Annotated in this window: 17 protein-coding genes; 9 read left to right on the forward strand and 8 right to left on the reverse strand. The window is 39.0% G+C overall.

The window, feature by feature from the left end; translation table 11 throughout:
• Nucleotides 1–406 precede the first annotated feature (406 nt).
• Both EHQ52_RS07290 and EHQ52_RS07295 read left to right on the forward strand, forming a co-directional pair.
• Nucleotides 407–685, forward strand: a complete 279-nt coding sequence (locus EHQ52_RS07290; protein WP_135614556.1) for a hypothetical protein — start codon at nt 407–409, stop codon at nt 683–685.
• A gap of 19 nt (nt 686–704) precedes the next feature.
• Nucleotides 705–1,415: a lysophospholipid acyltransferase family protein gene (locus EHQ52_RS07295; protein ID WP_135614557.1), complete on the forward strand. Its 711-nt coding sequence runs from the start codon at nt 705–707 to the stop codon at nt 1,413–1,415.
• Here the strand turns inward: EHQ52_RS07295 and dapF are convergent.
• Nucleotides 1,412–2,281: a diaminopimelate epimerase gene (dapF, locus tag EHQ52_RS07300; RefSeq protein WP_135614558.1), complete on the reverse strand. Its 870-nt coding sequence runs from the start codon at nt 2,279–2,281 to the stop codon at nt 1,412–1,414. The two genes, EHQ52_RS07295 and dapF, sit on opposite strands and share 4 nt — an antisense overlap.
• Before the next feature lie 152 nt (nt 2,282–2,433).
• Between dapF and EHQ52_RS07305 the strand changes: the two genes are divergently transcribed.
• Nucleotides 2,434–3,294 carry a class I SAM-dependent methyltransferase gene (locus EHQ52_RS07305; RefSeq protein ID WP_135614559.1) on the forward strand — a complete coding sequence of 287 codons (861 nt, stop codon included), beginning with the start codon at nt 2,434–2,436 and terminating at the stop codon, nt 3,292–3,294.
• A 16-nt stretch (nt 3,295–3,310) separates the two neighbouring features.
• On the opposite strand, the gene EHQ52_RS07310 is transcribed toward EHQ52_RS07305, so the two are convergent.
• Nucleotides 3,311–4,480, reverse strand: coding sequence for an FAD-dependent oxidoreductase (locus EHQ52_RS07310; protein WP_135614560.1), 1,170 nt, complete (start codon nt 4,478–4,480; stop codon nt 3,311–3,313).
• Nucleotides 4,481–4,588: 108 nt separating this feature from the next.
• Between EHQ52_RS07310 and EHQ52_RS07315 the strand changes: the two genes are divergently transcribed.
• Entirely contained in the window at nt 4,589–5,149 is a 561-nt protein-coding gene (locus tag EHQ52_RS07315; RefSeq protein ID WP_135614561.1) for a TetR/AcrR family transcriptional regulator, read from the forward strand.
• 20 nt (nt 5,150–5,169) lie between these two features.
• Here EHQ52_RS07315 and EHQ52_RS07320 read toward each other — a convergent pair whose 3' ends face one another.
• Nucleotides 5,170–5,922: an HAD family hydrolase gene (locus EHQ52_RS07320; RefSeq protein WP_135614562.1), complete on the reverse strand. Its 753-nt coding sequence runs from the start codon at nt 5,920–5,922 to the stop codon at nt 5,170–5,172.
• 115 nt (nt 5,923–6,037) lie between these two features.
• Between EHQ52_RS07320 and EHQ52_RS07325 the strand changes: the two genes are divergently transcribed.
• From EHQ52_RS07325 to EHQ52_RS07335, 3 genes are all read left to right on the forward strand, one after another.
• Nucleotides 6,038–7,642: an NAD(P)-binding protein gene (locus EHQ52_RS07325; protein WP_135614563.1), complete on the forward strand. Its 1,605-nt coding sequence runs from the start codon at nt 6,038–6,040 to the stop codon at nt 7,640–7,642.
• Nucleotides 7,642–8,787: a hypothetical protein gene (locus EHQ52_RS07330; protein WP_135614564.1), complete on the forward strand. Its 1,146-nt coding sequence runs from the start codon at nt 7,642–7,644 to the stop codon at nt 8,785–8,787. Before EHQ52_RS07325 ends, EHQ52_RS07330 begins: the two co-directional genes overlap by 1 nt.
• Nucleotides 8,788–8,886: 99 nt before the next feature.
• Nucleotides 8,887–9,258, forward strand: coding sequence for a VOC family protein (locus tag EHQ52_RS07335; protein ID WP_008589759.1), 372 nt, complete (start codon nt 8,887–8,889; stop codon nt 9,256–9,258).
• A gap of 82 nt (nt 9,259–9,340) precedes the next feature.
• On the opposite strand, the gene EHQ52_RS07340 is transcribed toward EHQ52_RS07335, so the two are convergent.
• Both EHQ52_RS07340 and EHQ52_RS07345 read right to left on the reverse strand, forming a co-directional pair.
• Nucleotides 9,341–9,541, reverse strand: coding sequence for a hypothetical protein (locus EHQ52_RS07340; protein WP_086447553.1), 201 nt, complete (start codon nt 9,539–9,541; stop codon nt 9,341–9,343).
• Nucleotides 9,542–9,610: 69 nt separating this feature from the next.
• Nucleotides 9,611–10,339, reverse strand: a complete 729-nt coding sequence (locus EHQ52_RS07345) for an LIC10067 family putative lipoprotein (protein ID WP_135614565.1) — start codon at nt 10,337–10,339, stop codon at nt 9,611–9,613.
• A 125-nt stretch (nt 10,340–10,464) separates the two neighbouring features.
• Here EHQ52_RS07345 and EHQ52_RS07350 point away from each other — a divergent pair, with 125 nt between their 5' ends.
• Nucleotides 10,465–11,238, forward strand: coding sequence for an enoyl-CoA hydratase/isomerase family protein (locus EHQ52_RS07350; protein ID WP_135614566.1), 774 nt, complete (start codon nt 10,465–10,467; stop codon nt 11,236–11,238).
• Nucleotides 11,239–11,308: 70 nt separating this feature from the next.
• Nucleotides 11,309–11,839: a dCTP deaminase gene (dcd, locus tag EHQ52_RS07355; protein ID WP_135614567.1), complete on the forward strand. Its 531-nt coding sequence runs from the start codon at nt 11,309–11,311 to the stop codon at nt 11,837–11,839.
• Nucleotides 11,840–11,846: 7 nt separating this feature from the next.
• Here the strand turns inward: dcd and EHQ52_RS07360 are convergent, their stop codons facing one another.
• From EHQ52_RS07360 to EHQ52_RS07370, 3 genes are all read right to left on the reverse strand, one after another.
• Entirely contained in the window at nt 11,847–15,041 is a 3,195-nt protein-coding gene (locus EHQ52_RS07360; RefSeq protein ID WP_135614568.1) for a SpoIIE family protein phosphatase, read from the reverse strand.
• Nucleotides 15,042–15,240: 199 nt separating this feature from the next.
• Nucleotides 15,241–16,164 carry a hypothetical protein gene (locus tag EHQ52_RS07365; RefSeq protein ID WP_135614569.1) on the reverse strand — a complete coding sequence of 308 codons (924 nt, stop codon included), beginning with the start codon at nt 16,162–16,164 and terminating at the stop codon, nt 15,241–15,243.
• A complete protein-coding gene (locus tag EHQ52_RS07370) occupies nt 16,161–19,346 on the reverse strand; it encodes a SpoIIE family protein phosphatase (protein ID WP_135614570.1) in 3,186 nt (1,061 codons plus the stop codon). The genes EHQ52_RS07365 and EHQ52_RS07370 overlap by 4 nt, the downstream gene beginning before the upstream one ends.
• Between the last annotated feature and the right edge of the window lie 74 nt (nt 19,347–19,420).

Raw genomic sequence — 19,420 nt, forward strand, 5'->3', positions numbered from 1 at the left:
GCCCACGCAAGCACGGACTATTAAGGCTTCTGGTCGAAAATATCCTCGTACAATTCCCGGATCTTTTTCAAATTTCTTCCTGGCGGGGAAGGAAATGGAATGATCCTGCCTAGATTTTTCGCCGTACCGGTTTCTTTTATATCTTCCGATTCTTTATGATTATGTCTGTTTAAAGGGGGGAGATTCTCTCTCTCCATAACTTATACCTTCGGAAAATCGAAGTCCTAAATTCAGTGACATTCGCTAGATTTTTTAAAAACGAAATCAGAAAATCCGGTTTGAAATTTACGAAAACTGTTGCCATAGTATTTTCCCAGGCAAACATGCGAATGGTTTGAAAGGATTTTGCTTTTAGGCGATTCCGATCATATCTTATTCGAACTTCCCCTTAACGGAAAGGAAAAGTATGCCTGAATTCGATCAAATTGATCTGTTCAACTATGCCGCTTATGGCAATGAAGACGATCCTCAATGGGACGATATACGTAATTATATTCGCTCTAATGCCAACGCTTCGAAGGAATATGAAGAGATTAAAAAAAATCTCACCAATGTTCAACCGAAACGAAAACAAAAAGATTTTGGAAGACCTCGACAAGAGATGAAATCCTCTGATGGAGATCCGAACTCAGACAAGCCTGCAGGTCAGGATAAAAAATGGTGGAGCGTTTTCTTAGGAGAATAGTCGCTTAGGAAGGTTGACCGTGGAGAAAGAAGCAAAGACATATCTTCGGATCAAAAATTTCGTGGCTCCCTTTATAGGTTTAGCCGTGGATATCACTGCGTACGGAACCGAAAATATAGTAACTAACGGTAAAGTAATTCTTACCTGCAATCATAGATCCGATATGGATCCGTTTATTCTTTCTTATACTTTTCCTAGATTCATTTCTTGGATCGCTGCAGAATACACTTTTAGAATTCCTATCTTCAGAGACCTTGCAAAGATCGCTGGCGGGATACCGATGTCAATCGACGGAAATATTTCCATCGGTTCCATTAAGATGATCCAACAGGTTTTTAAAAAGGGAGAGACCTTAGGAATTTTCCCAGAAGGCCATGACTATATGGTCAAAAATGATTTTAAATCCGGAATGGTGGACTTTCATTCGGGATTTGCAGCATTCTCCATCCGAAACAAAGTAGATATTCTTCCTTCTGTAATTATACCTGTCGAAGAATCTTATTCTGATATCCCAATTCCGCCTATCGTTCGCAGCTTCATGGGAATGCCTAAAGAAGTTTGTGAGATCAAAAAACGTGCGATCTATAAAAAGGTAAAAGTGATCTACGGAGAGAAGGTAGATCATAGAGAATTTCTTTCAGGAACATTGGAGGAGAATATGAAACAACTCTCCAATGTGGTCAGAACTAGAATGATCGCATTACAAGAAGGACAGTACGCGGAAGCTTAAACTTCCACGACTCCACTGAATACTTCCGTTGCAGGGCCTGTCATTAACACATGGCCTGATTCTAACAACTGCACTCTTAAGGTTCCCCCTCTTAGATCGATACGAACATCTTTGCCTGTTTTACCATTTAGGTGAGAAGCTGTCATCACTGCACAAGCACCTGTTCCACAAGCTAACGTTTCTCCGGCACCTCTTTCCCAAGTTCTTTGATACAGGTGATCTTTCCCTCTTAAAGAAACAAATTCAACATTCACTCTACGAGGAAATAGTTCAGTATGATTTTCGATCAAAGGACCGATCTCTCTGACTGGAAACTTATCAGGATCTTCTACATAAATAATACAATGTGGATTTCCCATACTTACGGCACTGAATTTTAGATTATAAGAAGAATAACCTGGTAATCCACTTAAGAAGGAAAGCGGCTGTTCTAAGATTGGATTTTCATTTTCCCATTTAACAGGGATTAAAGAAGGAACTAAGATCGGTTTTCCCATATCTACGGAAACCTGTTCCACTTTGCCGCTTCCATTTACTTTAAGGTCGAGTTCTAAAACTCCTGCCCCGGTTTCTATCTTAGGTTGTTTTTTATTCGTAAGACCATGATCGAAAACATATTTTCCAACACAGCGAATTCCATTTCCACACATCTCGGAAGAAGAACCATCCGCATTGTACATATCCATTTGGAAATCGCCTTTACTAGATGCGCGGATAAAGATCACACCATCACCACCGATCCCAAAATTACGGTCGGAAAGTTTTTGGATCTGCTCCGGGTTCAGACGTAAATCGTCTTTAGTTGCATCCACATACACGTAATCGTTTCCGATCCCTTCCATCTTGGTAAAATGTACTTTAGCCAAACGAATCTCCTAATCAAACCTGAGAGGTTGTTTCCATGCTTCCAATGGGACCTTCTCCGGAAAATCCAAAAAGCCCCTGTTATGCTTTGTTTTTTACTGGAATTTAAAGACTCACCCCGAAGGATAAACTATCACCTAAACGGACTCTCTCTTTGAACCAGACCTGTTATCTTTGCGGAAGCCAGAAAAACAAAACCTTATTCGTCGAAAACGGAATCCCAATCGTGCGTTGTTTAAATTGCAGCCACGCATTCTCCACTTACGAACAAGACGAGCATTACGAAGGATACTGGGACGACGAAACCGGTTATGATTTAGACTGGTGGGATGTTGCTCATAGAGACATCTATAAAGACTTCATAGGCAAATTTCTTTCGGCTCCCAAGGGAAAAATTTTGGATGTTGGCTGCGGACTTGGTTTCTTCGTAAAAACAATCGGAACCACAAGACCGGGTTGGGAAGCAGTAGGTTATGAGATCTCCGAAAAAGCGGTTAAATTCGCTAGAGAAAAGAACGGACTCAAACAAGTATTTCCTGGAATCGTTCAGGACAGCGGCCTTCCAAAAGAAAGTTTTGATATCATCACTCTTTGGGACGTGATTGAACATATCCCTAAACCACATAGCCTCATCCAATATCTGTTCGGACTTTTAAAACCAGGTGGATTCTTATTTGTCCAAACTCCTAATTTCCCAGTCCAGCTATTCAAAGCAAATTTGAAAGTTGCATTGAAAGGTATGCAAGAAGGTGGACATTACTTAGAAGCAAAAGATCATATTAACGATTATACAGAAAAGACACTTGGCCTCTTGGCAGAACAATGTGGATTCTCTTCTGTAGAATTTTCTATCTTAAAACCGATCGCTTCTGTATCCGGAGTTTCCGGTCCCAAAGCAAAATTAGGAGTTTTCCTAAAAAAGACATTCTATTACGGAACTCTAATGCTTTGGTATTTAACATTCAAACAAGTGAATTTAAATCTGACCTTGTTTGCATTGCTTAGAAAGAAGTAACGTTCTTACAGAAAGATTAACTCAACATCTGCATTAACCTTTCTGTTGCTCCTTCGGAATGCATCCATTCTGTCATTTCTAACGATTCTTGTGCTTCTTGAGCAGCTCTTGCTTGCATTTGTTTTTCGTATGCTTCCATTGCTGCATGTATGTCCTTAAAATTTCCATTCGTAAGACATTCACTTAATTCCAAAGAATCTAACATTGCCAAGTTTACACCTTCACCAGATGGAGGCATTGGATGCGCTGCATCTCCCAAGATGGTAAGATTAGGTAAAGTATCCCAATTCTGATCTAACGGCATACAATACTGAGGACGAAGAAGAAGAGGTAAACTTACATTTTCAGCCAACTCAAGCCATACAGGATCCCATTTTGAGAATTCTTCTTTAAACCATTCAATCACTTGTGCTTTGTCTGAGAAATTTATCCCGCTGTTTTTTATCCAGTTTTCATCCTTCTTGCAGCTAACATAAAAATCTAAACTTCCATCGCCTTTTGAAGATACATGTAAGAATTTCTCACCGTCATAAGCATAAATTTTTCCACCTTTCAATAGTTGATGAATATTAGGTGTAGATGTTTCTGAATCAGGCACATTTCCCTGTATAATTGTTACGCCAGAATAAAAAGATTTGATAGAAGTTATAAATGGTCGGATCTTAGAATTTGCACCATCTGCTCCAATTACAATATCAGCAGTGGCGGTAGTTCCATTTTTAAATTCCAATATCCATGTATCTTCGACTTGTATCATAGATTTGAACTGACTGTCCCAAACAACAGCATTTGGCTTTAAAGAATTTAATAACATTTCTCTTAAAGGACCTCTGTCAATTTCAGGTCGGAACATCGTGTCATCGAAATCTTCATTCGATTCTTTATCATGCTCGTCGTAGATTATTTTAGCATGAGTATCTACAACTCTGCCTTTATCTGCACCAGGCCTGTAATTGGCTTTGAAAGAGTCCAACAAGTTTGCTGCTTTCATTACTTTTAAACCTGATTCAAAATGTAGGTCAAGGGTCGCACCTTGCACCCGGACATCTCTATTAATATCCCTTTCATACACTTTTACATCTACACCTTTAAGCTGTAAAAGCCTCGCAAGAGTTAAGCCACCTGGCCCACCGCCAATAATGGCTACCCGTTTGTTTTCTAAATTTCCCTTCATGTATAGGATCATAACGAATAAAAATATTTAAGTCAATTAAATATTTTATCTATTTAAATATTTATATAATATAAAAATTAATCCTATTTACCTATTCTATCAGTTTTAGAATAATGCCTTATGGGCCTAAGAGAGCTTAAAAAAGATAGAATGCGCAAATCTATCTCCAATCTTGCGACTAGACTTTTCATAGATAAGGGTTATCATAACGTCACAATGGCAGAGATCGCTGAGAAGGCCCAGGTCTCCGTGCCGACCCTATTCAATTACTTTCCATCGAAAGAAGCCTTAGTATTTGATGAGGACAAGGAACAGGAGAAGGAGCTAATTGATGCTGTTATTTCCAGAAAGCCAGGGACATCCATCTTGGATGCACTTAGAGAGTTTACCATCCAGCACGCAACTCTTGAACCAGAAGAATTAAAAAATTTTAAAACATTCAATCATCTGATCGATTCCACTCCAGAATTAAGCAATTATGCAAAGTCCATGTGGATGAGACATGAACAAACTTTAGCTTCTACAATCCAAAAAGAAGCTAAGAAAAAGATCAGTAAGATCGAAGCAGAAGCGATTGCCCATTTCTGTTTGGATTCTTTACATCGATCCTTGAAATTCGCAAATCCAAAGACGAGTATAGATTCTCTATTTTCTTTGTTGAAGAATGGCTGGAACGGATAAGTAAATCTTAATCTAAGCAATTACAGCACGATCCCTTTCTCTAAGCTTAAGATATAATTTAATGCAGAAGATAGATCAGGCGATTCCCAATATTCTTTTCCTTCTAAACTTTTCTTTTCCAGAACCGATTTAGTTTTGCTAGAAGAGATTGGACTTTTAAGATAAAAAGATTCTAATCCAAAAGAAAGTCCTCCGCCTACATCATCCTTTAATGAATCTCCGATAATATAAGACTTTTTAGGATCAACGCCTGCGAGAGCCTTATTAAAGATCAAAGCAGAAGGTTTTTCTGCTCCACTTTCTTCTGAGGTTACTAATTTGTATTGGATGTCTTTGGGAAATAGAACGGATAATTTCAGTAATTGAGTTCTGAGAGATTCATTTGTGATGATGACCAAATCCTGGACTTCTTGCAAAGCTCTTAGTAAAGACAAAATCTTTTTGAACTCTGTGGCATTCTTCTTCTTCCAATCTTTAATCCCTTGCAGAAAAAGTCCAAAGTAAGCAGAGTCCAATTTCAAAACGAAAGCAGGATCCAACTTTCCAAAAAGAAGTTCCGACATCTTCTTGAAATATAGAATTCGTAATCGATTGACTGGATTGTTCGGAAGTTCTTTTTTCACTTCTGAGCGAACGATATCATAAGCCTTTTTAAATTCTTTGGAAGAAGAGAAACCCAAGGTCTTTGCCTTTTTTTCCATTTCACGGATCGTAAACTCATAGATCCCTATAGAATCGAAGACCGTATTATCCAAATCCAAAAGAACTGCCATAACTCTAAAATTCCCGGACCAATCGAAAAGCCAAGGAGAGTTTTGGAAAATGTTTAGGAAATTTCTTTTTCCTTGCTTCTTCTTCCCTCAAAACTAATCTGCAATCCGTTCCTTTATGTCCGAAGATCGTTTTTCCAGAAAAGTATTCCTCTCCGCATTAGCATTTTGCGCGGCCCTATGGGGGATCGGGTCATATTTTAGTTTCAGAAAAAAAAAGATCCAAGGAAGTATTTTAGGCCCGGACAGAGAAACTGGTCATAGACTTAGACAAGCAAGGGCAGACTTTTCTCCTACAAGTACAATCCAAACAAAGGTGCTCATCGCAGGAGCAGGGATCTCAGGACTTTCTTCCGGATATTATCTATCCCAATTCGGGATCTCGGATTATTTGATCTTAGATCTGGAGAAGGATGTGGGCGGCAATTCAAGATATTCCGAAACCAATTCCTTAAAATACCCTTGGGGTGCACATTATCTTCCGCAGCCAGGACCTGAGTCAGTACTCGTTCGTAAATTTTTAGAAGAGAATGGACTAGTCCAAGGTAAAGACTCGAATGGAAATCCAATCTATCCCGAAAAGTATCTTTGTTTTGATCCGGAAGAGAGACTTTTTTACCAGGGAAGATGGCAAGCTGGTTTAGTTCCTAGAAGAAGTGGAGAACCTGATTCACAAGAATTATTATTTCGTAAAATTATAAACTCTTGGCAGAACAAAAGAGGAAGAGACGGGCAAAAAGCATTTTGTATTCCAATAGATCGTTCTTCCAGAGATCCTGAAATTTTAAAATTAGATCGTATCACTTTTGCTGATTATCTAAAATCGTTAGGAATCCAATCACCTGAGATCTTATGGTATGCAGATTATTGCACAAGAGACGATTACGGTGGGAATTCCGACAATATCTCTGCTTGGGCAGGACTTCATTATTTCTGTTCTCGATTAAGAGAAGATGAAGATTCTCCTCCAGTTCTTACCTGGCCAGAAGGAAACGGATTCTTGTTGGAGCACCTACTAAAGCCATCTAAAGATAAGATCAGAACTTCCACACTCGTAGAAAGAATTCGTAAGAATTCAGGAAGCTGGGAAATCAATGCTTATGATGTAAAAGAAAAGAAAGACATTCTTATCAAAGCAGAACAAGTGATTTACTCTATGCCTTCTTTCACCAGAAAATATATCTTGGGAGAAAAGGAACCATTCTTACAAAATCTGGAATATTCTCCTTGGTTGGTTGCAAATCTATTCGTAGATGAACTTCCGCAAGGAAAGGGACATCCTCCAGCTTGGGAAAATGTAATTTATAAAAGTAAATCTTTAGGCTATGTCGTATCTACTCACCAAGATCTAAGAGCACTCAGGCCAGGGTCAGTTCTTACTTACTATCTTGCTTTTGGAGAAAAAGATACTCTTGCTGCAAGAAGGTCTATTCTTCCTAAAACCTGGGACGCTTGGAAGGAAGAGATACTTTCCGATCTAAAAAGACCTCATCCAAATATAGAAAGTTTGGTTTCACGGATCGACATCATGACTCATGCTCATGCAATGATACGTCCTGTTCCTGGATTTCTTTGGGGAGGAGAAAGAGAGAAATTAGCAAAATCAGAATCAGGAATTCATTTCGCTCATTGTGACCTGAGCGGGATTTCTATTTTTGAAGAAGCTTTATATAGAGGATTCGAAGCTTCTAAAAAAGTACAAACTTCCTCTAAGAGATATTGATGGAAGAGAAGAAGACACTCAGTCCATGGATCATTTCTAAAAGATTCGATCTTATTTGGTTTATCGCACCTGGGTTGATTTCAGTAATTATCGTCTTGGCAGCGCAACAACTTGGATTTCCGGAACCTTCTCCACTTGGTTCTTCCAGAACTAGCGGAAATGCATTACCTCCTTGGCTTTGGTTACTTTTGATTCCAGGCATAGATGTTTCACATGTATATTCTACTTTGTTTAGAGCTTACTTTGATAAAGAAGTTTGGAATCGAAAAAAAGTACTTCTTAGTTTGGTTCCATTCCTTTGTTTTATAGCAGCATTGATACTTTACTCTTTTGGAAAATTATTCTTCTGGGGAGCTATGGCGTATCTTGCAGTATTTCATTTTATCAGACAGCAATATGGTTTCGTCCGTTTATATGCGAGAACAGAACCTAAAACTGAAAACAAGATCCCCTTTCTATTAGATAAGATCTGCCTGTATATGGTAACTGGTTTACCTGTTCTGTACTGGCATTTGGTTCCGGGCGGGAGACATTTCGAATGGTTTATGGAAGGTGATTTTTATCAATATCCAAATCATTCTCTTTCAAACTTCATTCATATATTATTTTGGGTATGGGTGATCGTATACTCTTTGAGCCAGGTCTACCTTCTTCTTATAGGAAGAAGTATCAGTGTTGGAAAACTTCTGCTCTTATTAAACACTGCCTCAGTTTGGTATGTGGGAATCGTATTATTAAACGATGATTTTGCGTTCACTCTTACGAACGTGATCAACCATGGAATTCCTTATATGGCCTTGGTATTCGCATATTCTAATTTTAGAAAGGAACAGCTTTCCTCCTTCTTCTATAATAGCTTTCGTAAGGGAGCATTTGCCATTCTAAGCTTCTCATTAGTATTATTGGCATTTGCTTTCTCTGAAGAATGGCTTTGGGATAGTTTTGTATGGAGGGAACATCCGTATCTATTCGGAAACTCTTCCGTAATAAAAGCTGAACTAGGACTGGGCCTTGAGGGAATCTTAGTGCCTATCTTCTTTCTTCCCCAATTCACTCATTATATCTTAGATGGGTTTCTTTGGAAGGGAGGAAAAAACAACTCAGAGCTGGAAGGCTTTATAGGCCTCCGAAATTTAGGCTCATAAAGCCCATCTGAATTGAAAAACGAGTATCTTACGGTTTTCCGATAGACAAGCCCGGTTTTCATCTCATAATGACGAAAAAGGAAAACAGGATCTACCTCAATGATCATCGTAGAAGGAATCGATTATATTGTAATACCTACCGGGGATATAGAAGCCTCTGTAAAATTCTATTCCGAACTATTTGATTTCGAGACGATCGAGGAAAAAGGAAACGAATTCGCAATCATCGGTTTGGATTCTGTGAACATTAAACTCCTCAATACCAACGGAGTTAAAAGTTCTTTAACCGAAGTTAAATCCCCTGTCCTCAGTTTCGTATTGGATGTGGATGATTTTACCGAAGCGATCGTAGAACTCGAGTCTAAGTCAGTTCAAATCGTAAGAGGCCCAGAAGCCAGAGACGGAGGAGAGTTCCTTCATTTCTTGGATCCATCCGGTAATATTTTAGAGATCAATTACAAAGAAGATTAAGATCTGAACATTGGCTCTGATAAAGAAAAGCCCTCAATTTGAGGGCTTTTTTATTGGGTTTAGACAATCGGGCCAAAAGAAGTTAGGAGATCTTGTCTACAAATGCTCCCTTAGTTTTATAAATATCGCCCGCATAACTAGGATTCATTGCTTTTTGGTCAAAGGTTTCAGCCTGTTTGTTTTCATAAGGCTTATTGGGGATTCCTTCTACCTTTGGCATTTTACGTGGATCGGAAGAGGCCTTTTCAGCAAGTCCGAGATATATAGAGGTTATTGTTGACATTCAGTAATCCCTCCATTCCGATCCTAATCCAAATCGAATAATAAACCAAGTATTTTTTTACTCTAAAAATTAAGGAAATGATACCGTACAATCACCCTTTCCGGCAGTAACAAACATCTGGACTGTATAATAACTGGAGAAGGTCAAAGTAGGCTCAAATATCCAAGTGTTAGTGTCGCTAAAAGTTCCTACATCCGTGCGGGCACAGGTTTTAGAAAACTTAGAATAGATCAGATACGTATCACAGGCAATCTTAACATTGGTAGGCCCGTCAGGGTTCAGGTCAATTCTAAGAGCCTTAGTTCCAGTTTGGCCGGTAATCGCAAAGGTTTTAGAATCAGGATAAGATACTCCCAATTCTTCTCCATATAAACTGTCGAAGGACTTATAACAATCTATGTAAAATTTGCTACCATAACAGTTAGTAGCCGTATCCCCGTTATTTTCATCACAAACAACAGGCCCATCTTTAGTCACAAATAATGTTCCGGTGGAGGCACCGGCAGGAACTACTGTAACAATCTCTGTCTCAGTGGCGCTTAGAACACTTGCAGAAACTCCGTTAAATTTAACCGTTGTTAAGCTTGTATTAGCTGAGAATAAACGACCCTTGATTGTGACCGTTGTTCCAGCAGTTGTTCCAATTGGAGGAGATCCACTAGGAGGATCAATTTCTGTGATCACAGGATTACCCAAACCTAATTGGGTGGCAAGGTCTGCGTCTTTGCTCGAAGAACAACCAAGTCCAAAGATAGATAGAAACAAAATAATAGCTAAGATCTGAGTCTGAAATCGCATTTTTTCTTTAACCTAGAACCGTTCGTACGTAACGCTTTTGCTTGCCGTTTTTAAAAAACCGCAGAATCTACCCAATTATCGGAAAGATCCGGCCTATCCCAGGAAAGATTTTTTAGAAGGCAAATATGAGCGAGACTGTTCTTTATTCCATCGAAGATTATACGTGCATAATCAGTTTAAATCGACCCGAAAAACGAAACGCAATTTCTAGAGAATTGCTATATCAGCTTATGTCCCATATAGAAAGAGCAAGTAAGGACCCAAAAATCCGGGCTCTAGTACTCAGGGGAGAAGGTTCCGTATTCTGCGCAGGAGCCGACCTGAAAGAAAGAGCGGATATGTCCGAGAAAGAAGTACATAAATTTCTGGACCAAGTAGGGAAATGTTTTCTGGCTCTGGAAAATCTTCCCTTCCCAACGATAGCTGCTCTCGATGGAGATGCTTACGGTGGCGGATTAGAAATGGCTCTCTGTTGTGACTTCATTCTTATGAGCGCAGAAGCAAAAGTAGGCCTTACTGAAACTGGACTGGGAATTATTCCAGGCGCAGGTGGAACCCAAAGACTTCCTCGAAGAGTAGGAAAAACAAAAGCATTAGAGCTTATTTTAACAGCATCTGTGATAGATGCGCAAACCGCGTTGGATATCCAACTTGCAAATTCTGTATGGCATGACTCAGCATTTATGGCCGGAAAAAAATTGGCCTCCTTACTTTCTGAAAAGGCTCCTATCTCCTTAAGACTTGCTAAAGAAGCAATTAAAGAAGGAGAAGGAAAAGATATACAAACAGCCTTAAAGATAGAAAGAAAACATTATAATAAAACACTAAAAACAGAAGATAGGATAGAAGCCTTAAAGGCTTTCCGAGAAAAAAGAAAACCGGAATTTAAAGGAAAATAGAACTCCGAAAAAGGGAGGCGAGACACAAGGCCGGCCCGAAAATAGGCAAAACAAGGAAGCTGGAATACGAATGATTCTAACGGGTAAGGAAATTAAAAAAAGATTAGAGAAGGATATCATTATAGATCCTTACTCCGACAATAGATTAAATCCAAACTCTTATAATCTAAGGCTTCATAACGAATTAGTTCGTTATACAGAAAGCCCTTTAGATATGAAAAAATCCAATCCTTCCGAAAACCTGATCATCCCTGATTCAGGATTACTTTTACAGCCTGGAGTTCTTTATCTAGGTAGGACCTTAGAGTACACTGAAACACATAATCTAGTCCCAATGTTAGAAGGTCGCTCTTCTATTGGTAGATTAGGAATGTATGTGCATGTGACTGCAGGATTCGGAGATGTAGGATTCAAAGGATTTTGGACCCTTGAAATTTCAGTTATCCAGCCTTTAGTCATTTATCCGAATGTAGAAATTTGCCAGATCTTCTACCACACTGTCGAAGGTGAGATCACAGAATATAAATCAGGCAAATACCAAGGCAATAAAGGTATCCAAACCTCTATGCTTTATAAGGATTTCGAGAACGGGAAATATTAAACTCCTATTAAGAAGCTTTTCTATCTCGTTCGATCAATCTTACTAATTTCTGAGCGTTCTCGTCCTCTGGGTCCTTCTCCAAGGCCAAATGAGCGTATTCCAATGCTAACTCAAACTGTTCTGTCTGACGGTATAAGTCGGAAAGATTGATCAGGTTCATGGAATTGTCCGGTTGGAGTTCCTCCATCCTTTTGGCAGCCAGGATGGCTTCGTCCATTCTTCCAATCCTGCGATTTGCCAAAGATAGATAATACCAGTATTCTACTAAGTCAGGATCTGATCCCAAATACTTATTCAGAACCTCAACTGCCTTGCCGTAATTTTTACCTTTAAAGCTAAGAAGTCCAAGTAGTTTGGTCACCTTTGTATTTTGAGGATCTGATTTGTATAGACCTTCGAGTGCTCCAAGAGCTTCACTCAAACGGCCGCCCATATAATCTTCTTTTGCTTTTTTATATATGAACTTCCAGTCGAAAGGATCTGTGATCTCGTCTTCTTTTCCGTTTTCTTTTGGAGAAGCAACAGGAGAATATTCTACTCTAAGAAGAGAAAGGTCGTCGGTTAATTCTCCCACTTTGAGAACTTCTTCCTCTATTCTTTCTAGATCACCTTGGCCTTTTTCTACCATTTGTAAGAAGAGCATTTCATCTTCATTGATAGTACGGACTTCTTTCTCAGGAGTAAGATCCAAATCGTCTTTACCATCTGAACCTATGATTAATACATCGCCAGGTTCTAATCTTCCTGAATGGACCTTGAATTCATATTCTGAATCCAATCCAATTTTTCTGAGAGTAAGTCCTGTTTCTAAGAAGCCTGCTCTTCCATCTCTATACATTACAGAGAAAGGGTGCTCTGCGTTGAAGTACCAGAATTTACCTGTCTCATCTTCAACTACGATAAACGTTCCTGAGATAACCATTGATCCGTTAAAAGATTTGAAAACGGATTGCATCTCTTTATAAATTTCAGTTAAAAATTCAGAAGGAGTAGTATCTAATACTCTATCGTTTGCGGCGGATCTTGCAAGAATGGAGTTAACCACAACTCCCATCACGAGAGAGCCTCCGGCTCCTTGCATGGACTTACCCATTGCATCCCCGTTCATCGCGAAAGTATAACGTTTATAATCGTTTTCTTTTCCGAGACGAAGGTTTCCAGTCACACAAAGGTCTCCACCCAAGTCCGCATGTTTACCTTTGAACTCAAATTTTTTCTTTTGGCGAAGAATAAAGTCAGTGCTTACCTTTGTAGATTTGTTCGCATTATAAAAAAGCGGTTTTGCTAATAGGGAAGTTAAGAAGTAATCCCCGTCTTGCTGTACTTTAAGGCGTTGGAGTTCCTCCATCTTTTCAGAAAGTTCTCTAGTTCTTTCTCTAACCTTGGTTGCCAAATGTTCTGCGTAATCTTGGAGTTCCCCTCTAGCTTTTCGAATAGAAGTTACCATGCTATTGAAAGAGTCAGACAAAAACCCGATCTCATCCTTTAAATCTACCTTAACTTCTACGTCTAAGGCACCTAAGTTTACTTTTTCCACCCCGGACAATAATCTATTAAGTGGTGAGACCAAACTTTGTCGGAAGAATAAAGGGAATACGAAAAATACTACAACCAAAACCAATCCCAAGATCAGAGTTTGTTTTGCTGCAGTTGGGTGCATAAATTCTCTATACTTGCGGTAAGAATAACCTACTTCGCTTACCACATCCTTCTTCACATCATAATGAATATAAGTTACGAAATGTTGGTGTTCATCTAAACTTTTTCTATAATGACGATACAATGCAGGTTGGAATGGACGGAAATATAAAAGTATTTCTGCTTTTAAATGTCCTATCAGCAAATCCTTTCCATCAAACGTACAAGTTCCATCCTTCTCTTTCCATTTTTGAAGAAGATGTTCTTTGAAAGGAATAACTCCTTTGTTCCCGACACCTTTCAGATAATTTCTACCATCTACACAGAATTCTTTCGGGAAAATATAATCGAGTTTGTTAGAAGTTACAAATACTGCCGTGTTTAAACTTGTCAGATGATCGAATAATTTTGTTTTTAATTCTTTTCCTTCCAGATTCGGATAATCATCCAAAAACTTCAGGATGGCAGCCTTATATCCGCTGAAATATTCGTGAGTATCTTTTAGAGTTTTCTTAACTGAGTTTCTAAAATCTTCTTCCGGCAAAAGTTTCATATGCTCGAAGATGATCGTATTCTTAAAGTCGATCTCTAATTGAGGAAGTCTGAGATCATATTGATTATCATAGCGGGAATAATCCACATTCTTGGATCCACCTTCCCACTGAACTATATACAACATCTCAGGGATCTGCTTTCCACCCTCTAGAGCTCTCGACATGTTCACGATACTTTTCGTATCGTATTCAGCTTCTTTATCTTGGTTAGAGATAAAGACCAGGGCTTGCATGATCAACATCAATGTCACAAAAGTGATCCCTACAATCTTGACCATAAAAGTGGTTTTTTCTTCGCTAAAGTTTAAGAAGATTACAAGGATCAAAAAGATCCCGAGCGTCATCAAAAGAACAATAGAAGTTAAATAAGTAGAACGTTCAATCCACCCGTCTCGACTCAGAATATTCGTAAGCGCAGGAACCACACCACCCGCAAGAAGGGCCGCCATAAAACCGCCTATCGCGAATCGGATCCTTCCTTTTGTTTTAGTCATCCTATAGATGGGAAGGATCAAGAATGAGATCAAAACGAATAGGCCAATCAAAACCGCAATAATTGAAGAAGCCTTTTCCGCATTAAAGTCCCAATGGTGAGCGGTGAAGTGATATTTCCTTGGAGAACTAAGAGTAATATAATAAAAATAGGAAATCCCTATTGCTCCAACCGCATACATTCCAATCAGAAGATTTCGGTTCATTTTAGGATTTGCGTGTCCCGGATAACGTGCCAAGAACTGACCCAAGTGAATGAGCGCTGGAAGAATAAATCCTACGGTCAACCATCTATGATAAGCAGCAATCGGGTTATACAAGAATGCTGCGAAAAAATATCCGGCGCAGAAGAAGGAGAAAAATAGAGCACCTAATGCAAGATGCATTGTGCTTGAAGATTTTTCTTTCAAGAAAAGGAAAAATAAGGAAGTACATAAAAACGCTAAAATCGATAGCAAACTTCCGAAAGAATAATAGTTCAGCAGAACATCGTTTTGTAAGATTGAAAATATTTCCATGTAAACAAAAAGGAATCGATCCTAACTTCGATTTGGTGCATCAAATCGGCCGATTCTTGTGACAAGCTTTTATAATCCGGCTTGAGCCAACCTCTTATAAATGGATTATATTAAAGCTGGAACCGATCTGATCAAATCAAAAAAGAAATTCGCTTAGAATTCACCATTTTGTATAACGACTGCAATATAAAAATCAAGCTTAAAGTTTTTCTAGGTCCTGGATTTTCATAAAGGAGTTGGGAGGATAAACGCTATATGGCCCCGCTTCCACCCAACCTTGTAGGATCTTATTCCAATCTTTTCTCTGAATCTTATTCAAAATTTTGAAAACTAGTTCTGTGTTCAGCATTTCAGAAGATGCAACCTGCTTCAGGAATGATTTATAACCTTCGTAACCAAGTTCTTTGTGAATGATAAACTGAGTTCGCACTGACTTGGAATAGAACCAAGGACCCAAAGCAGGATTGGTAAGATGAAAATCCTTGGAGAGAGGAGGATCGTTTTTAGGGATCGCTTCTGCCAGACTCCATTCTTCTGTTACTGACTGAAGCTCATCCGCATCTAATTTCAGATAACCTCTTTTGGACAAAAGGTAAGGAAGGTAAGAAACAATCCCTTCGCTTAACCATGAAGGTTCTGTAAAATAATAATGTCCCAACTCATGTAATAGCAATGCAGGATAACCGGGAGGAACCAGGCCAAGTTCCATAAAGATCCCGAGTTCTTTTCCCAATTCTCCGGATACATTATTATATCCTCCTACTCTTGTTCCATTTAGAAACACAGTGTCCTTTAAGACCAATCGTATCTTATCTTTTTCAGAAGAAGGTAGAGATTTGAATATGGGAGAAGAAGCCTGATGAAATGGGATTCCCAAATAAGACTCATAAGCATTTAAGATCTTTTTTGTTTTTTCGAAAGCGTACTTGTCCCATTCTTTCAGTTCAGTTTCATTTCGAACTGCTAGTCGAATCTCTCCTCCTTTTAATTTAAAGGAGAAGTTTGACTCATTTGTTTTAGTGGACTTCTTATTTTGAGAAAGAACAGGAAGAACAAAAAGGAATGCGGAAAGTATCCCGATCCGCATCCATAAAGAGAACTTAAGAGAAAAACCGTTGATCAACGATCTCTCTCTATCAAACGGATCAGTTTATGAGCGTTTTCGTTCCCCGGTTCTTTTTGTAATACTTTACGAGCATATTCTTCTGCTCTATCGTACATTTCCATCAAACGATAGATATCAGATAGATTGATCGTATTGGAAATATTATTAGGATCGATTTCCAAAAGTTTTAAACTTGCAGTCAGAGCTTGATCATACTTGCCCATCTTCTTGTTTGCAATAGAAAGATAGAACCAATACTCATGAAGATCTGGATCTGTTCCGAGGTAGTTGTTCAAAACTTCTACCGCAGTATTATAATCTTTACCTTTAAAGCTTAGAAGTCCCAAAAGTTTATTTAACCTTTGATTAGCACTATCATGCATATAACCTGTTTTCAGAAGTTCTAATGCTTCGTCCAAACGTCCGGTCTTATACATCTTTTTAGCGTCTTCGTAAACTGAATCTGTATTTAATGCTTTGTCGATATGGTCAGAAGACTCGAAAATCTCTTCGATCTCGTCGTTTTTAGGTTCTCCTTGGAACTCTATCTTGAGTAGAGAAAGGTCATCCGTAAGTTCTCCGGTTTTGCGGATCTCAGTTTCGATATCTTCCAGATTCGCTTTTGCAGTTTCTACATGTCGTAGAAACAACATCTCATCTTCGTTGATAGTGCGGATTGTCTCTTCAGGAGTTAGATCCACATCATCTCTACCGTCCGAGCCGAGGATGATAATATCGCCTTTTTTAAGTTGGAAACTTCTTACCTTAAATTCGAATTCTGAATCCAAACCTAATTTTCTGAGAGTTAATCCGTCTTCGATAAAACTTGCCTTTCCATCTCTATACAATACCGAGTAAGGGTGCTCAGCGTTGAAATACCAACAAACTCCAGTTTCATCTTCTATCAAATAGAGAGAAGCAGAGATGACCATCGAACCATTGAATGATTTGAATACCGCATGGATCTCGTCATAAATTTCAGTTAACCATTGCTCAGGAGTTGCATCCAAAATCCTATTGTTTGCTGCTGAACGTGCGAGAATGGAGTTCATAACAACTCCCATTACAAGTGCTCCTCCCGCACCCTGCATGGATTTACCCATTGCATCACCATTCATGGAAACCGTATAACGTTTGAATGAATCAGGACGTCCTAGTCTTAAATTCCCTGTTACGCAGATATCACCACCCAGGTCGGAATGTTTTCCTCTGAACTCGAATTGTTTCTTTTGGCGAATGATAAAATCAGTAGAAACCAATTTGGATTTGTTCGCGTTATAGAAGAGAGGTTTCGCTAATAAGGAAGTTAAGAAGTAGTCACCGTCCTGCTGCACTTTGAGGCGTTGGACTTCCTCCATCTTCTCCTGAACTTCTCTAGTTCTTTCACGAACTTTTTCTTCCAAGTTTTCTGCATAATCTTGCAGTTCTCTTCTGGCTTGTTTGATAGAAGCCACCATTGCGTTGAATGAGTCCGCTAAGAATCCGATCTCATCTCGGACCTTGACCGGAACCACTACGTCCAGATCTCCCTTGTTTACCTTTTCCACCCCGGAAAGAAGGCTATTCAAAGGATCTACTAAACTGTTTTTGAAGAAGAGTGGAAACAACGCTAAAACGATAAAGATCACCGCGAGCAAGATCCCAGTTTGTTTCACAGCTGTTGGGTGCATGAATTCTCTATATAACCTATAAGAGAATCCAACCTCACTCATCTGTTGTTTTTCAGGTTGGAATTTCATGAAGGCAACGTAATGCCCTGTTCCGTCATGACTTCTTCTGTAGTGACGAGTTTCGCTTGGTTTAAAATATCTAAAGTATCTTAGAACTTCGGAACGAAGCTGTGCTTGGTCTAAATCTTTTCCGTCCCAAAGACAATCTTCCGACCAATGGGAGAAAATTTCTTCTTTAAAGCCGAACTCTGAATCTCCTAAAGCATTTACGAAGTCTCTTCCCTTTTTACAAAAAGATCCTCCTACAATCGCTTCGAGTCTGTTCGTAGAGACGAAAGCACGTTTGTTCCATTGTTCCGCATTTTGTAAGATCAGTTTTTTAAGTTCTGCATCGGAAAGGTCTTTTTTATCTTCCAATAACTTTTGGATAAAACGTTTATAACCACCGAAATAAGTATGAGTTCGATCTAAAAGTGAACTTACGGATTTTCTAAAACCTTCTTCCTTTAAATTGCGGATCTCTTCGTAAGTAGTGACGTTCTGTAAGTCAGCCTCGATCTCTTTGAGGTTTAACTCTTTGTTAGGATCGTATTCTGAAGAATTCAAACTTTCCTTGGAATCATCCCAATGGAAGGCGTACTCTATATCTCCGGATTTTACACCATTCTCCAAAGCTCTTTCTATATTCACCATACGCAAACTATCATATTCTGCGTCTTTTTCTTGGCTGGAGATATAAACAAGAGCCTGCATGATCAAACAGATCGTGAAAAGTGTGATCCCCACGATCTTAACCATGAAGGTAGTACGTTCCGCACTATTATTGATAAATGCAATTACTAAGAATGAGAACGCAGTTAAGAATAAGATTACGTTCGAAGTCATGTACGTGGAACGTTCCATCACTCCATCTCGGCTGAGAATATTTGATATATTTGGATAAATTGCAGCGATCAAAAATCCAATATTGAACATGAGAAGAGCGATCCTTCTCTTGTCCTTTGTGATCACTACTCTCCAAGCAGGAACGATAATAAAACCTACGATGGAGAATATCCCAATCACTAATGCAAGATAGCGACTGGCATCAAACGCATTAAAGTCCCAATGGTGAGCAGTGAAGTGATAGATCTTTTCTGAAATATAGGTGAAGTATACGAACAAACTTACAGTGATCACTGAAACAGAATGCTCTGCGATCAAAACCCATTTCGCTATACGTTGGTTGCTATTTCCAGGAAACCTAAGTAAGAATTGGGTAAAATGTGCAAGAGCAAATAGAATGAATCCACCGGTCATCCAACGGTGATATGCTGCGATTGGATGGTATAAGAATGCTGCTAAGAAGTATCCGGTCTCGAATACACCTAATAGCATGAAACCAATCCCAAGGTGAGTGGTAGCTATGGTCCTATTCTTTAGGGTAAGAAAGAAGATACCGAGGAATATGGTGGTCAAAGTGACCAATAAACTTCCAAACGAATAATAATTAAAAAGGACCAGGTCCCAAGAAATCGGATTTAACCCCATAAACTCCTGCAAGCAATTCCGGATGCCGGACAATCGAAACTGACTTCAAACCGAATTTTTTATTTTTAGTTTAC

This window comes from Leptospira koniambonensis (genome assembly GCF_004769555.1).
Lineage (GTDB): Bacteria > Spirochaetota > Leptospiria > Leptospirales > Leptospiraceae > Leptospira_B > Leptospira_B koniambonensis.